Genomic DNA, 14,541 nt, shown 5'->3' on the forward strand with positions numbered 1-14,541 from the left:
CCCGGCCGTGAGGGCACTTCCAGCGCCTGACAAGGACGCGGAGGGCGTGGGGTGTGGTGCCGTTGGGGGTGTGCGCCGCTCTGAGCAGGCCGTGGGGAGGATCCGGATGGCGGGGCCGTGGCTCTGAGGGGCGCGGCGGAAAGGTATTGACTGTCAATAGGTTCCAGTCGAAACTCGGGTCATGACACATCGCCTCACCACCTGGGTGCTCCAGGCGCTGCTCGCGGCCGTCGGGGTGCTCATCCTCCTCCTGCAGGTGATCGGCCTGCCGGCCCTGGGCGCGGAGATGGCTCGAGAGCTCCCCGCCGAGGCCCACATGCGCTGGCCCATCACCGTTCTCGCGATCCTCGGCCTGGCGTGCGTCCAGGGCGGGATCGTGTGCACCATCCGCCTGTTGGCCCTGACCCGGTCGGACCGCATCTTCACCTCCCGTGCGCTGCCATGGGTGAACGCCATCGTGGGCGCCTTCCTCGGCGGCGCTCTCGTGTGCGCGGCCACGCTCACCTATCAGTCCGCCACCGTCGCCGGCCCGCCGCTGTGGCTCCTCCTGCTGTTCGCCGGTGTCGCCACGGGCCTGGCCATGGCGCTGCTCATGCTCGTGATGCGGGCCCTCCTGGTGCGCGCCACGCGGCTGCGCACCGAGATGGACGAGGTGATCTGATGCCCATCGTGGTGAGGATCGACGTCGAACTGGCCCGCCGCAAGATGTCCGTGGGGGAGTTCGCCGAGCGGGTGGGCATCACGCCGGCCAACGTGGCGGTGCTGAAGAACGGGCGGGCCAAGGCGGTGCGGTTGACCACCCTCGATCGGATGTGCGAGGTCCTGCAGTGCCAGCCGGGAGATCTGCTGGAGTGGGTCCCTGAGGGCGACGACGTCGGCGCCCGCGCCTGAGGCAGGCCAGGCCCGGCGGAGCAGGCGCCGGCGCCCCGCTCAGAAGCTGCCCGACGAACCGGAGCCCGAGAACGAGCCGCCGGAGGAGCCGTAGCCGGTGCCCGAGCCCGTCGAGCTCTGGTGGGACGACTCCACGGAGGAGACGCCGGCGCGGTAGCCGGCGTCGAACGAGGTGATCGTCCAGTACGTCCGCCAGCCGTCGCCGGCGTCGAGGATCGAGCCGCGCGCGTCCCGCGGACGACGGCGGTGTTCGTCCAGCCCCTCCTCCATGAGCCGGATGTCGTCCGAGTCGTCCTGGGCGAGCGAGACCGCCTGGGCGACCTGCTCCAGGAGGTCGGTGAGCCGGCGGCGGAGGCGGTCGAGCGACTCGAGCGCCGCCTGCGGGGTGACCCTCCGCTCGGTCAGGCCGGCACCGGTCGACTCGAGCTCGCCCAGGGCCTCGGTGCGGAAGGACTCGAGTGCGCCCAGCGGGGCCGCCGCGCCCGCGACCCCGTCGAGGTGCTCGCGCAGGTCGCCGACGTGGTCCAGGTCCGAGCGCAGGGGCCCGGCCTGGCGGTCCCAGGCGTCCTCCCAGCCGGGGAGGCGGTTGAGGAACGTGTTCGCATCGGCGATCGCGTCGTCGAGGCGGTCGAGCTCCGCGACGTCGTCGCGCAGGCTGCCGGCGTCCTTCCTGAAGGACTTCGCGTGACGGCGGCCCGGCGGCACGGCGTCGAGGTCCTCGAGCCGCCGCGTCGCGTCGAGGGTGGACTGGTGGAAGCCCCGGAACCGCTCCATCAGGCGTGCGCCGAACGGGTCGTCGGTCGGCACGGTGGAGGCGTTCACCTCCGTGGCGTCCCAGTCCATCGTCACGCTGGTGAGGTGGGTGCGGGCCGCGTCGAGGTCGGCCTCGGCCTTCCGGCGCTGGGATCGCCGGGTGGCGATCACCGCCGCGGCCGCGGCCGCCCCTCCGACCGCGACGCCGCCCGCGCCGAACCACAGGCCCGGCTCCTCGTGCAGCGGCCGCCCGATGTGGGAGGCCGCCGAGTCCACGATGTCCACGACGGCGTCCGTCCACCGCGCGTCGCGGGCCGCGTCCTTGCCGTCGTCGCGGACGGCCGCCTGTGTGTCCGTGCTGAGCCTGCGGTCCTCGCCCTGGTACACGCCGAGCATCCGGTTGTCCGGGTCCACGGCGACGATCACGAGCCCGTCCGCCCACTTCTGCCCGTCCGCGCTCAGCCAGTCGGGCCGCTGCGTGCGGGCGTGGTCGAGGACGCGCCCGTTGAAGGCCTGGGACCGGCGGTCCTCGTCGAGGTCCCGGATGTCCGGGCCGCGCTCGGTGAAGACGGCGACGCGCGTGGGCTCGCGGAACTCGATCTCCGCGAGGTCGCGCAGCAGCTGGTTCCGGTCGAGGATCCCCGCGGTGTCCGCGAGGTCCACCTTCTCGGCCGGGACGGCGCTCGCGGCAGGCGCGAGGGTGAGGGCCGCGGCCGCGGACGTCCCGGCGACGGCCCCCGCGGTCAGGGCGGGAGTCCCCGCACCGGCCACCGCGGCGGCAGCCAGGGCCAGGGCGGCCGCGCGAGGTGCGGTGCGGTGCGGGCCCGAGCAGCGCGGGGAGGAGAGCGGAGCGTCGGGCGTCGGCCGGGTCATGGCGGTCCTCTCGGGGTCCGGGTGATCAGTCGATGACAGCCTACGCACAGGCGCGGGCGGCGTCGGCGTCATTCCCGCGGCCACGCGTCCGGTCGCGCATCCGGCCACTCCGGAGAAGAGCTCATGCGGCGGGACAGCTCCTCGAGGTCTCCGCCTGAGCCGAACGCGGGGCCGCCGGGCTCGAGCCGGACTCCCTCCTCGAACCCCTGGTACACGACCGCGTCGAAGCCCATCGCGTGGACGAGGTCGATCACCGTGTCCCGGGCGCGCAGCCGCTCCCGTCCGCCGGGGAGGGCATGCCCCCCGCCGTCGGTGTGCCGCTCCGTGCCGATGGCGAGCGCCCAGCGCGGTGCCTCGGTGCGGCCTGCGACGCCCAGGTCGTGGTGCGAGATCTCGGAGAACGCGCGGACCAGGGGCGCCGTGAGCCCGGCCGCCGCCCAGCGCGCGGCGAGGCGCTCCGTGCCGAGTCGTGGGTCGCCGTCGTGCGGGTCCATCCAGTCCGGCAGGGGCTCGGCCTCCCAGGTGTTGGTCATGTCCACCACCGCCCGGGTGGCGGGCCCGGCGAACCAGGCGGGGTCGACGTCGTCGAGGGCCTCGCGCGGGACGGCGACCACGGTCAGCTCCGCCTGAGCGAGGTCCTCCGGGGCGACCGCCACCGCCTCCGGGGCGTAGATGCCGAGGTGGCGCTGCACCGCCGCGGGCCGGCGCGTGGCGGCCATGACGACGTCAGGCGCGGCGATCCAGGGATGGAGCCGGGGGATGCGCGCGAGGGCGCGGGCGAGCGCGGTGCCGGCGCGGCCGGCCCCCAGGATCCCGACGGTCGACGGGAGATGCGGGAACCGGGGGAGGGCGGGGTCCACGGACGTCGGGCTCATGGGACCATCCCATCACGGGAGGAGGGAACGAGCCCTGCGTCGTCGTCCACGTCCGGCGCCGATGGGCCCCACAGCCCAGGGCTCGTCTCTCAGGTGGTCCCGCCCCGCACCGACTGTTCACCGCCGCGCCACCGGCCCGGCGTCTGCGCGCCGTACCGTGGCCGCCGTCGTCGTCCCCTCCCGAAGGAGTCTCCCCATGCGTCCCCTCCGCACCCTCAGTGCCGCGATCGCCGTCGGCGCGCTCGCGGTGACCGGCGCCGTCGCCTCCGGCGCGGCTCCCGCCCCGCACGCCAAGGCCCGCGCCGCCGTCGAGGCCGGACCGGCGAAGGCCGTCGAGGCCCGCACCAAGCACGACGTGCGCATCGCCACGTACAACGCGTCCCTGAACCGCGGCGCCGAGGGCCAGCTGGTCCGCGACCTCTCCACGCTGGACAACGCGCAGGCCCAGAACATCGCCGAGGTCGTGCAGACCACGCGCCCCGAGATCCTGCTGGTCAACGAGTTCGACTTCGACGCCGCCGGTGAGGGCGCCCGCCTGTTCCAGGAGAACTACCTCTCCGTGGGCCAGAACGGCCACGAGCCCATCGAGTACGCGTACCGCTACACCGCTCCCGTGAACACGGGCGTCCCCTCGGGCCTGGACCTGAACAACGACGGCACGGTCGGCGGCCCGGACGACGCGTGGGGCTTCGGCCTGTTCCCGGGCCAGTACGGCATGGTCGTCTACTCTCAGCACCCCATCCTCGAGGACGAGATCCGCACCTTCCAGGACATCCGCTGGCAGGACATGCCGGGCAACGTCATGCCCACCGACTTCTACAGCCCCGAGGAGCAGGAGCAGCTGCGCCTGTCCTCGAAGTCCCACTGGGACGTGCCCGTGCAGGTCGGCACCACGACGCTGCACCTCCTCGCCGCGCACCCCACCCCGCCGTCCTTCGACGGCCCGGAGATGCGCAACAAGCGCCGCAACCACGACGAGATCCGCCTGTGGGCCGACTACGTCACCGGCGGCAAGACCGCCGAGTACCTCTACGACGACGCCGGCGTGCACGGCGGCCTGGACCGTGGCGAGCGCTTCGTCATCCTGGGCGACTACAACGCCGACCCGGTGGACGGCGACTCGTGGGACGGCGCGATCGACCAGCTGCTCTTGCACTCCCGCATCCGCGACCCGAAGCCCACCTCCGCGGGCGGCGCCGAGGCGTCCGTGCTGCAGGGCGGCGCCAATCTGACGCACGAGGGCGACCCGAGCCTCGACACGGCCGACTTCAACGACAGCCCGGCCCCGGGCAACCTCCGCGTGGACCTGGCGCTGCCGTCCAAGAACCTCCCGCTGCGCGGCGCTGGCGTCTTCTGGCCCGAGAAGGGCCAGCCCGGCTCCGAGCTGACCGGCGAGTATCCGTTCCCCACCTCCGACCACCGCCTCACCTGGGTGGACGTGAAGGCGCCCGGCAAGCTCTGAGGCCCCTCAGCTCCAGACGAGCCCTGCGTCGTCGCGCCTGTCCGCCGCGGACAGGCGCGACGACGCAGGGCTCGTCGCCGTCTGCGCGGATCAGCAGAGCTCGTTGCGCTGCCGGCCCAGCCCGGTGATCTCCACCTCCACGACGTCGCCGGCGCGCAGCCACGGGCGGCGGCCCTCCTCGTCCTTGCGGGCCAGCGCGACGCCGGCCGGGGTGCCGGTGAGGATGAGGTCGCCCGGGTTCAGCGTGATCAGCTGCGAGGCGTAGGCCACGAGCTGCTCGGGGGAGAACACGACGTCGGCCACGTGGCTCTCCTGCCGCACCTCCCCGTTCACGTGGGTCAGGATGCGGGCGCCCTTGGACAGCTCGTCCGGGGTGACGAGCCACGGGCCCACGGGGGTGGAGGCCTCCCAGACCTTCCCCTGGAGCCACTCGGAGGTGCGGCCCTGGAAGCCGCGCATCGAGACGTCGTCGGCCACGGCGAACCCGGCGATGTGCGCGCGCGCGTCCTCGACCGCGATGCGCCGCCCGGGCTCGCCGATCACGATGCACAGCTCGCCCTCGTAGTCCACGCGGTGGTCCTCCTCGGGGACCTCGATCGGGTCCAGCGCGCCCGTGAGCGACTGCGCGAACTTCGCGAACAGCGTGGGATGCTCGGGGCGCTGCTGGCCCGTCTCCGCGATGTGGTCCGTGTAGTTCAGCCCCACGCAGATCACCTTCGTGGGGAACGGGATGAGCGTGTCGTACACCAGCTGCGTGGTGTCCAGCAGGAGGGAGTGGTCCTCCTTGGCGGCGCGCAGTGCCTGCTCCACGCGCTCCTTCTGCTCCTGCGGCGTCGAGGTCAGGTGCTCGCCGACGTCGCGGCAGCCGGGGAGGGCCACGGCGCGCACCGCGACCTCGGGGTCATCCGGGTGCACCGAGGTGATGACGGCGGCGAAGGTGTCCCCGGGGTAGGCGGCGTCGGAGTCGGGCTGGCGGAACGTGGCGAGCTTCATGCGCCCATCTCACCACAGGGCCCCATGAGACGCTGAGGGCATGAGCACAGCCGAGCACGCCGCCGCGTCCCCGCTGATCCTGGGCACCATGGGATGGGGCGTCCCCGTCGACGACGGCGAGGGTCCCCACAGCGCAGGCCCCGGCGCCGGCGCCGACGTCGCCCTGGCGCGGGCGCGCGGCGCGCTGCGCGCTGGCCTCGAGGCCGGCATCACGGTGCTGGACACCGCGGACATCTACGGCGGCGGCCTCTCCGAGTCGACGACGGGGGCCCTGCTGGCCGAGCTGGACCCGGCCGAGCGGGGGCGCCTGCGTGTGCAGACGAAGGCCGGGATCGTGCTCCCCGGGCAGGACCCCGCGGGAGGCGGCGCCACGCGCTACGACTCCTCTCCGGCGCACGTGCGCCGCGCCCTCGAAGGCTCGCTGAGCCGCCTGGGCGCGGGCGCGGTGGAGACGCTGATCATCCACCGCCCGGACGTGCTCACTCCCGTGGAGGACACGGTGCGGGCGTTCCTCGACGCGCGGGAGGCCGGGCTGGTGCGCCGGCTCGGGGTGTCCAACCTCGGCACCGGTCGCCTCCTGTCGTTCCAGCGCGCCCTCGGCCGCCTCGCCGCAGACGGCACGGGCCTGGCCTGCGCGCAGCTCGAGCTGGGCCTGCACCACCGCACCCTCGTGGAGGCCGAGGTCCTCGCCAATCACGGCGCGGCCCCGGCCACCGCCGGCGCGGCGGACCTGGGGCGGGTGTGCGCCGAGGAGGGGATCGAGCTTCAGGCCTGGGGTCCGCTCGGCCAGGGCCGCTTCACCCCGGGCTCGGACGGCTCGGTGCCCACCGACCCCGCCGAGGCCGCCGCACTGGCCTCGGCGGGCGGGCCGGCAGCCGTCGTGGCGAAGGTGGCGCAGGAGCTGGGCGCGGGGCGGGAGGCCGTGGTCCTCGCCTGGCTGCTCAAGCTGCCGTGGGGCGTGCGCCCCGTGGTGGGAAGCCAGGACCCCGCCCGACTTGCGGCGTGCGCCGCAGCGCCCGAGGTGGCCGCCGCGATGGATGCGGCGCAGTGGCATCGGCTCTGGACCGCCGCGCGAGGCGAGAACCTGCCCTGACCCCGCCGTCCGGGGCGGGTGAGTCCGCGCCCGCGGCACGAGCACTCGATGTGACATGGCCCACAATGGAGCCATGGACTTCTCGCGTGTGGACCTCTGGACGCCCTGGATCCTCTACTGGGCGGCCGCGGTCGCGGCCGTGGCGGGCGTCGCCCTCGTGGTCGCGGGGGCGTGGCGCGCGCACCGGCACCGCCGGTTCGCGGCGTCGACGGGGCGCAACCAGGACGTAAGGCTGCTGCGGGACACCCGCACGCAGCGCCGCGTGGGCATGGGATTCCTCGCAGTGACGGGGCTGCTGCTGGGGCTCGGCGTCTGGCTGCACCTCAGCGGGCTCGCCGCCCTCCGGGAGAACCTCGTGCGGAAGTACGGCTACACGGCCGTGGAGGGCATCCGGCAGTCCGGCAGCGGCTTCATGGCCGACCTCACCACCGCGGACGGCACGGTGCTGGAGGACGAGCTGGTGCTCCTCGAGCCCACGGGGGAGCCCCTGGTGGGGGAGGACATCTTCGACGACGTGCCCGGGGGGCGCTGAGCCCCCTCGGCGCGGGCGGCGCCGTCCGGTCCTCCTGCCGCGTCCGGAGCCTCTGTTAGCGTCGGCGGAGTGATCCCCGCAGAGCGTCCCGTGCCCGCGTCCACCTATCGGCTCCAGGTCAGCCCGGACCTCCCGTTGCCCTCCGTGGCCGAGCTCGTGCCGTACCTGCACCGGCTCGGCGTGGACTGGCTCTACCTCTCCCCGCTGCTCGCCGCGGAGCCGGGCTCGGACCACGGCTACGACGTCGTGGACCCCAGCCGCGTGGACCCCGCCCGCGGAGGCGCCGAGGGCCTCGCCGAGGTGGCGCGCGCCGCGCACGAGGTGGGGATGAAGGTCCTCGTGGACATCGTCCCCAACCACGTGGGTGTGGCCACGCCCGAGGCGAACCCGGCGTGGTGGGACCTGCTGGCGCACGGCCGGGAAGCGCAGCACGCCGCGTGGTTCGACGTGGACTGGGGGGCCGGGGACGGCCGTGTGCTCATTCCCGTCCTGGAAGACGGTCCTGAGGGAGACGATCGCGGGGACGACGCCGCGATCGAGCGCCTGGTGGTGGTCCCGGGCGAGGGGCCGGACGCCGGCCGGCTCCTGCACTGGGACACCGCCTATCCGCTGGCCCCCGGCTCGCTCGAGCGTGCCGAGGCCGCCACCGGCCTGCGCGCCGCTGAGGTGTTCGCCGGCGCCCGCCCCGAGGACGATCCGACCCCCGAGCGCGCCCGACTGGCCCACGCCGTGCACGAGCTGCAGCACTACCGCCTCATCGGGTGGCGCCGCGGGGACGCCGGGCTGAACTACCGGCGCTTCTTCACCGTGACCACCCTCGCGGGCGTCCGCGTCGAGGACCCGGAGGTCTTCGACGCCACCCACGCGGAGATCGCCCGATGGGTGCGCGAGGGGCTCGTCTCGGGGCTGCGCGTGGACCATCCGGACGGCTTGGCGGACCCGGCCGGCTACCTCCGCCTCCTGCGTCGACGCGTGCTGCCGCAGGGCTGGCTCGTCGTGGAGAAGATCCTGGAGCCCGGCGAGCTCCTGCCTGCGGCGTGGGACGCGGACGGGACCACCGGCTACGACGCCCTGGGCGAGGTCGAGCGCGTGTTCATGCCCCGCGCCGCTGGGGGGACGCCCGAGGAGGACGCGGCCCGCCGCGCGGAATGGCACGAGCTGATCGCCGAGGCCAAGGAGGACGTGGCCACCGGCTCGCTCGCGGCCGAGACCGGGCGCCTCGTGCGGGAGGCCCGCGCGGCCGGCGTCCTCGGCGCCCACGACGACGAAGCCCTCACCGCGGGCCTGGCGGAGGTGCTCGCCCAGCTGCCCGTGTACCGCACCTACCTCCCCGTGGGACAGGGCCACCTCGAGGCGGCCGTCGAGGCGGCCGCCGTGGAGCGACCGGAGCTCGCACCCGTGCTCGCGGACCTCTTCGCGGTGCTCTCGGACCCGGAGTCCCCGGTGGCCCGACGCTTCCAGCAGACCTCCGGCATGGTGATGGCCAAGGGCGTGGAGGACCGCTCCTTCTACCGGTATGCCCGGTGGGCCAACCTCAACGAGGTGGGCGGGGATCCCGCGCACGTCGCCCTCACCCTGAGCGGGTTCCACGCCGCGCAGCAGGCACGGCAGGCGTCCTGGCCCTCCTCCATGACCACACTCACCACGCATGACACGAAGCGCAGCGAGGACGTGCGCGCCCGCATCGCCGTGCTGGCCGAGGACCCCGAGCGCTGGGCGGCCGATCTGACGCAGCTGTGCGCCCTCCACCCGTTGGGAGAGCCGGACGCCGCGCGCCTGGTGTGGGAGTCCATCGTGGGCGTGTGGCCCACGGACGGCACCGCGCCGGACGCCGAGCGCGTGCTCGGCTTCCTCCAGAAGGCGGCGCGCGAGGCCGCCGTCCACACCACGTGGACGGACCAGGATGCCGACTACGAGGCCCGCCTCGCGGAGCTGGCCCACGCCGTCACGGCGGCGGACGGCCCCGCGCGCGGCCTCGTGCAGGCGGTGGCGGACCGGATCTCCGAGGCCGGGCTCGCGGTGCAGCTGGGCCACAAGCTCGTGCAGCTCACGGCGCCGGGCGTCCCGGACGTCTACCAGGGCACCGAGCTCCCGTTCCCCTCGCTCGTGGACCCGGACAACCGCCGCCCGGTGGACTTCGCGGCCCGCGCCGCCCTCCTCGACCGCCTCGACACGGGGTGGCGCCCCACGCGCCAGGACCCCGACGCGGCCAAGCTCGCCGTGGTCGCCGCGGCGCTGCGCACCCGCCGCGACCGACCGGAGCTGTTCACGGGATACCGCCCGCTGGACGTCTCCGGTCCGGCCGCCGAGCACGCCGTGGCCTTCAGCCGCGGCGGCGCCCTCGCCGTGGCCACCCGCTGGCCCGCCACGCTCACCGAGCGCGGCGGCTGGGGGGAGACCACCGTGACCGTCCCCGCCGGGGCGTGGGAGGACGCCGTGACGGGCCGCCGCGTCGAACCGGACGAGCGGGGCGCCGTGCGGCTCGCCGAGCTGCTGCACGACCTCCCGGTGGCGCTGCTCGTGCCCGCCGCCTGACCGATCCGTCCACCCCAGGAGACCCGCCATGCGCGACCACACCGCCCCCGACACCGCCCCTTCCCGCGCGCCGCAGGCCGCCGCGGGCGTCGTCGCCGCCCCCGTGCCGGATGCGGGCCTCGGCCTGCGCCGCATCGGGGCCGATCCGGTGGACCCCACCGGTGCGGAGCCGGAGGCCGCGGCCCAGGCGCGGCGCACCCCCTACGCGGTCTGGGCTCCGCACGCGCAGACCGTCGAACTCGTGCTCGTGGACGCCGTGCCCGGGTCGCGGCACGACGCGCAGGACCGCTGGGCGGGCGCCCGCGCGGTGGCCATGGACCGCGCGACCGGCGGGTGGTGGACGCCGTCGCAGGACCCGGCGGCCGTGCTCGGCACCCCGGCCCCCGCCGACCCCGGCTACGGCTACCGCGTGGACGGCGGCGACCCCGTGCCGGATCCGCGCTCGCGCCGCCAGCCGGACACGGTGCACGGGCCCTCCCGCCGCGACGTCGAGGGCGCGGACTTCGCGTGGACGGACGCGGACTGGCGCGGGCCGGCCGGCGTGCCCGCGGATCCGGCCGCCCCGCAGGGCGGGGGGCTGCGCGGCGCGGTGCTGTACGAGCTGCACGTGGGGACCTTCACGGCGGAGGGGACGCTCGAGGCCGCGATCGAGCGGCTTCCCCATCTCGTCGAGCTGGGCGTGACCCATCTCGAGCTGCTGCCCGTGAACTCCTTCAACGGCCCCCGCAACTGGGGCTACGACGGCGTCGCGTGGTTCGCGGTGGACGAGTCCTACGGCGGCCCTCAGGCGTACCGGCGCTTCGTGGACGCCGCGCACGCCGCGGGGCTCGGCGTGGTGCAGGACGTGGTCTACAACCACCTCGGCCCCGCCGGGAACTACCTCGGGGCCTTCGGCCCGTACCTCACCGCGGGGGACACCGGCTGGGGCGAGGGCGTCAACCTGGACGGTCCGGACTCGGACGAGGTGCGCCGCCACATCCTGGACAACGTGCGCATGTGGATCGAGGAGTTCCACGTGGACGGGCTGCGCCTGGACGCCGTGCATGCCCTGCGGGACACCCGCGCCGTGCACCTCCTCGAGGAGATGGCCGCGCTCGCGGACGAGGCCGCGGCCCGCGCGGGCCGCCCCGTGCCGCTCATGGCGGAGTCCGACCTCAACGACCCCCGGCTCGTGCTCCCGCGCTCCGCCGGCGGGCTGGGGCTGGCCGCCGCGTGGAACGACGACGTCCATCACGCCCTGCACGTCGCGACGACGGGGGAGACGGGCGGCTACTACGCGGACTTCGCGCCCCTGGAGGCGGTGGCCAAGGTGATGGAGCGGGCGTACTTCCACGACGGCACCCGCTCGACGTTCCGCGGACGGGACCACGGGCGTCCCGTTCCGGCGGACGTGCCGAACGAGGCGTTCATCGTGAGCATCCAGAACCACGACCAGGTGGGCAACCGCGCCGCCGGGGACCGCACCGGGGCGACTCTGAGCGAGGGGTCGCTGGCCGCGGAGGCGGCCCTCCTGCTCACCGGCCCGAACGTGCCCCTGCTCTTCATGGGCGAGGAGTTCGCGGCGAGCACACCGTGGGCGTTCTTCACCTCGTTCCCGGACGAGGACCTGGGCGAGGCGGTGCGCCAGGGCAGGCGTCGCGAGTTCGGCGCGCACGGCTGGGACCCGGCCGACGTGCCCGACCCCCAGGACCGGGTCACCCGCGACTCCGCGGTGCTCGACTGGGCCGAGCCGGGGCAGGGCCGCGGGGCCCGCGTGCAGGAGACGTACCGCCGCCTCATCGGGCTGCGCCGCACCCTGCCGGCACTCACGGAGCCGCGGCGCTCGCTCACCCGCGCGTGGGTGGACCCCGAGCGACGGCACGTGCGCCTCGAGCGCGGACGGGCCGAGCAGGCGGCGTGCGGCGACGTCGTGCTCCTCGCCGCCCTCGGCGACCTCCCGCTCACCGTCCCGGAGGACCTGCGGGGCGCGCACGTGCTCGCCGGCCACACCGACGCCGGCCCGCTCGCCGCGGACGCGGAGGCGCCCGCCGCCGCGCCGGTGGAGGTGGCCGCGCCGGGCTTCCTGCTGCTGCGGCGCTGAGCCGGCTCAGCTCGCGCCGGGCTCCAGGTCGGGCACGGCCCGCAGCATCGTGGTGGTGGGGTGCAGGGCGAGCGCGTCCTCGTCCCTGCGGGCGCGCAGGATCGTGTCCACGTAGGAGTCCACGGCCTCCTGGAGGGGCACGGCCGCGCCCCGCGCCTCGGAGAGGTACCAGCGGTGCTCGAGAAGCTGGTGCATGATCTCGGCAGGCTCGAGCTTGGCGCGCAGCTCGAGTGGGACGGAGTGCACCACGGGATCGAAGACCTCCACGACCCAGCGATGGGCGGCCCCCTCCATGTCCAGGTACGGGTCCCAGGCCCGCCGGGCCGCGTCGATGTCCACGAGCAGGCGTCGGGCCTGGTTCTCTTGCACGTGCAGGCCCGTGAGCCGCTCGAGGCGGCGCCGGTGGAACCCTGCGAGGACCTCCGTGGGCCGGGCCGTCATCATGCCGGGGGCCTCCGCCGCCCGCAGGGAGTACTCCTCCACCTCGAAGCCGAGCTCGCCGAGGCGGCGGAATCGGCGGTCCATGCGCCACGGCTCGGCACGGGGGAAGGCGACCGGAGCGGTCAGCTCCTCCCACAGCCGGCGGTACGAGTCCACCATGAGGTCGGGGGTGGCCGCGGGGTCCACGTCCGGGTCGGCGAGCCCGCTGGCCAGCAGGTCCAGCAGCTCACCGCCCACGTTCACGCGGGCCACTTCGAGATCGTGCTCGCGCTGGCCCGTGGAGAGCCGTTCCCGCAGCTCGCCGGTCTCCGCGTCCACCAGGTGCGCCGCGAATCCGCCCGCGTCCCGGCGGAACAGCACGTTGGAGAGCGAGACGTCGCCCCAGAAGAACCCCTCCAGGTGGAGCTCCACCAGCAGGGTCGCCAGCGCCTCCATGAGCCGCACGAGGGTCGGCCGCTGCAGCCGCTCGGAGAACACGGCGCGGTAGGGCAGGGAGAAGCGCAGGTGCCGGGTGACCAGTGCCGCGGGCAGGGGCGTGCCGTGGTCGCGGGTGCGTCCGGTGACGACCGCGACGGGCTCCACCGAGGGCGGCGGGCGGTCCGCGAGGCGGCGCAGCAGCCGATATTCGCGGAAGGCGAGCTCCTCCGTGGTCTCCTTGACGGCCACGATGCTCCCGCCCACGTGGGCGAAGCGCACCACGTGCCGCGAGATGCCGCGTGGCAGGGCGGCGAGGACGTCCTCCGGCCACTCCTCGAGCGGCGTGGACCACGGCAGCGCGAGCAGGGCCGTCGCGGGGTCCTCGGTCGCGTCGCCGGACGGGGCGCCGGTGACGGTCAGGCGGTCGGCGGGGGAGGGGGCGTTCGTCTCCGGGGGGGCCATGCCGCCGATCCTCCCAGACTGGGCGGATATGCTCACCTCGCGCATCGCGAGCCCGGCCCCGGCAGGTGCCCGCGCCCGCCGCCCGGAGCGCACCGGGACGCACACTTCGACCCCAGGAGGACCCTTGGCCAGCAGCAGAGCCTCGACGCCGTCGACCGACGCCCGAGCGCGCGCCCGCCGCATGCAGGAGGAGCAGCAGCGCAGGGACCGCCGCCGCCGCTCCCTCTGGATCTGGGGCGCCGTGCTCGCCGCCGCGCTCGCGGCCGCCCTCGTGGTGGCGCTCGTGGTGAACCAGGGCCGCGACGCCGCCGCCGAGGCCGGGCCCCTGCCCGCCGTCGCGAACACCGAGGGCGGCGTGGCCCTCACCTCCACCACCGCGCTCGCCGACGGCGGGGAGGACGTCGGCGAGGTCAAGGCCGCCGACGTGCAGGTCCCCGAGGGCGCCGGCGGCCAGCCGGAGAGCGTCCCGGGCGCCGAGGCGCCCGCGGACGGGGAGCCCCACCACGTGGTGGTGTACGCCGACTTCAACTGCGTGCACTGCGCCGAGTTCGAGATGAGCAACGCCGAGCAGCTGAACACGTGGCTCGACGAGGGCAAGGCGACCGTCGAGTACCGGATCGTCGACTTCCTCAGCACCCCGGGCAACCAGAACTACTCGGCGCGCGCCGCGAACGCCGCGTACTGCGTGGCCGAGCAGAAGCCCGAGGCCTACAACGCCTTCGTCGAGGGTCTGTTCGCGGCCTACCAGCAGCACGGGGGCAAGGGCATCTCCGACGACGAGCTCGTGGACCGCGCCGAGGAGCTCGGCGCGGACATCTCCTCCTGCGTGAAGGACGACGCCTACCGGCCCGCCGTGGCGTACGCGACCGCCAAGGCCAAGGCCGCCGGCGTCGGCGGCACGCCGACCGTCCTCATGGACGGCAAGAACTGGGCCATCGACGGCGCCGAGGACTCCTTCGGCGACTGGGCGTCCGCCAAGATCGAGGGCTGATCCCGGTATCCTTCAGGGGGTCGGTGCCGCGCCCGCGCGGACCCGGCCCCCTGCCCGCCCCCTTAGCTCAGCTGGCCAGAGCATCTGCCTTGTAAACAGAGGGTCACCGGTTCGAATCCGGTAGGGGGCTCGCGACGACCTCT

At 74.9% G+C, this 14,541-nt stretch carries 12 protein-coding genes and 1 tRNA gene; 9 read left to right on the plus strand and 4 right to left on the minus strand.

All coding sequences use genetic code 11. From position 1 onward, the window contains the following. Positions 1-181: 181 nt before the first annotated feature. Positions 182-661, plus strand: coding sequence for a DUF2975 domain-containing protein (locus AAG742_RS02035; RefSeq protein WP_298713854.1), 480 nt, complete (start codon positions 182-184; stop codon positions 659-661). Continuing rightward, on the plus strand, positions 661-891 hold the full coding sequence (locus AAG742_RS02040; protein ID WP_248115332.1) for a helix-turn-helix transcriptional regulator: 231 nt from the start codon (positions 661-663) through the stop codon (positions 889-891). Before AAG742_RS02035 ends, AAG742_RS02040 begins: the two co-directional genes overlap by 1 nt. A gap of 39 nt (positions 892-930) precedes the next feature. Here AAG742_RS02040 and AAG742_RS02045 read toward each other — a convergent pair whose 3' ends face one another. Together AAG742_RS02045 and AAG742_RS02050 are read right to left on the minus strand one after the other, a co-directional pair. Then, positions 931-2,517, minus strand: coding sequence for a DUF5129 domain-containing protein (locus tag AAG742_RS02045; protein ID WP_298713857.1), 1,587 nt, complete (start codon positions 2,515-2,517; stop codon positions 931-933). Positions 2,518-2,585: 68 nt separating this feature from the next. Continuing rightward, a complete protein-coding gene (locus AAG742_RS02050) occupies positions 2,586-3,392 on the minus strand; it encodes an NAD(P)-binding domain-containing protein (RefSeq protein ID WP_298713860.1) in 807 nt (268 codons plus the stop codon). Positions 3,393-3,588: 196 nt separating this feature from the next. On the opposite strand from AAG742_RS02050, the gene AAG742_RS02055 reads away from it, so the two are divergent. Continuing rightward, positions 3,589-4,854 (plus strand): endonuclease/exonuclease/phosphatase family protein, encoded by a 1,266-nt coding sequence (locus AAG742_RS02055; protein WP_298713863.1) that lies wholly within the window; start codon positions 3,589-3,591, stop codon positions 4,852-4,854. Positions 4,855-4,944: 90 nt separating this feature from the next. Here AAG742_RS02055 and AAG742_RS02060 read toward each other — a convergent pair whose 3' ends face one another. Continuing rightward, on the minus strand, positions 4,945-5,847 hold the full coding sequence (locus AAG742_RS02060; RefSeq protein WP_298713866.1) for a fumarylacetoacetate hydrolase family protein: 903 nt from the start codon (positions 5,845-5,847) through the stop codon (positions 4,945-4,947). A 40-nt stretch (positions 5,848-5,887) separates the two neighbouring features. Between AAG742_RS02060 and AAG742_RS02065 the strand changes: the two genes are divergently transcribed. From AAG742_RS02065 to treZ, 4 genes are all read left to right on the plus strand, one after another. Further along, on the plus strand, positions 5,888-6,940 hold the full coding sequence (locus AAG742_RS02065; RefSeq protein WP_298713869.1) for an aldo/keto reductase: 1,053 nt from the start codon (positions 5,888-5,890) through the stop codon (positions 6,938-6,940). Positions 6,941-7,013: 73 nt separating this feature from the next. Then, positions 7,014-7,472, plus strand: coding sequence for a hypothetical protein (locus AAG742_RS02070; protein ID WP_298713874.1), 459 nt, complete (start codon positions 7,014-7,016; stop codon positions 7,470-7,472). A gap of 69 nt (positions 7,473-7,541) precedes the next feature. After that, positions 7,542-10,007 (plus strand): malto-oligosyltrehalose synthase, encoded by a 2,466-nt coding sequence (gene treY, locus AAG742_RS02075; protein ID WP_298713876.1) that lies wholly within the window; start codon positions 7,542-7,544, stop codon positions 10,005-10,007. A 28-nt stretch (positions 10,008-10,035) separates the two neighbouring features. Beyond that, entirely contained in the window at positions 10,036-12,087 is a 2,052-nt protein-coding gene (gene treZ / locus AAG742_RS02080) for a malto-oligosyltrehalose trehalohydrolase (RefSeq protein ID WP_298713878.1), read from the plus strand. Positions 12,088-12,093: 6 nt separating this feature from the next. On the opposite strand, the gene AAG742_RS02085 is transcribed toward treZ, so the two are convergent. After that, positions 12,094-13,407 carry a DUF4032 domain-containing protein gene (locus tag AAG742_RS02085; RefSeq protein ID WP_298713880.1) on the minus strand — a complete coding sequence of 438 codons (1,314 nt, stop codon included), beginning with the start codon at positions 13,405-13,407 and terminating at the stop codon, positions 12,094-12,096. Between the two features lie 124 nt (positions 13,408-13,531). Between AAG742_RS02085 and AAG742_RS02090 the strand changes: the two genes are divergently transcribed. Both AAG742_RS02090 and AAG742_RS02095 read left to right on the plus strand, forming a co-directional pair. Then, positions 13,532-14,398 (plus strand): thioredoxin domain-containing protein, encoded by an 867-nt coding sequence (locus tag AAG742_RS02090; protein WP_298713884.1) that lies wholly within the window; start codon positions 13,532-13,534, stop codon positions 14,396-14,398. A 56-nt stretch (positions 14,399-14,454) separates the two neighbouring features. Continuing rightward, positions 14,455-14,528, plus strand: a tRNA-Thr gene (locus AAG742_RS02095). Positions 14,529-14,541: the final 13 nt, after the last annotated feature.

The organism is Micrococcus sp. 2A (assembly GCF_039519235.1).
In the GTDB taxonomy this organism is placed as follows: domain Bacteria; phylum Actinomycetota; class Actinomycetes; order Actinomycetales; family Micrococcaceae; genus Micrococcus.

Coding starts and splice junctions, on each gene's coding strand:
- AAG742_RS02045 (WP_298713857.1), bottom strand. CDS start 2,517: ATGACCCGGCCGACGCCCGACGCTCCGCTCTCCTCCCCGCGCTGCTCG.
- AAG742_RS02070 (WP_298713874.1), top strand. CDS start 7,014: ATGGACTTCTCGCGTGTGGACCTCTGGACGCCCTGGATCCTCTACTGG.
- AAG742_RS02050 (WP_298713860.1), bottom strand. CDS start 3,392: ATGAGCCCGACGTCCGTGGACCCCGCCCTCCCCCGGTTCCCGCATCTC.
- AAG742_RS02035 (WP_298713854.1), top strand. CDS start 182: ATGACACATCGCCTCACCACCTGGGTGCTCCAGGCGCTGCTCGCGGCC.
- AAG742_RS02040 (WP_248115332.1), top strand. CDS start 661: ATGCCCATCGTGGTGAGGATCGACGTCGAACTGGCCCGCCGCAAGATG.
- treZ (WP_298713878.1), top strand. CDS start 10,036: ATGCGCGACCACACCGCCCCCGACACCGCCCCTTCCCGCGCGCCGCAG.
- AAG742_RS02085 (WP_298713880.1), bottom strand. CDS start 13,407: ATGGCCCCCCCGGAGACGAACGCCCCCTCCCCCGCCGACCGCCTGACC.
- AAG742_RS02060 (WP_298713866.1), bottom strand. CDS start 5,847: ATGAAGCTCGCCACGTTCCGCCAGCCCGACTCCGACGCCGCCTACCCC.
- AAG742_RS02065 (WP_298713869.1), top strand. CDS start 5,888: ATGAGCACAGCCGAGCACGCCGCCGCGTCCCCGCTGATCCTGGGCACC.
- AAG742_RS02055 (WP_298713863.1), top strand. CDS start 3,589: ATGCGTCCCCTCCGCACCCTCAGTGCCGCGATCGCCGTCGGCGCGCTC.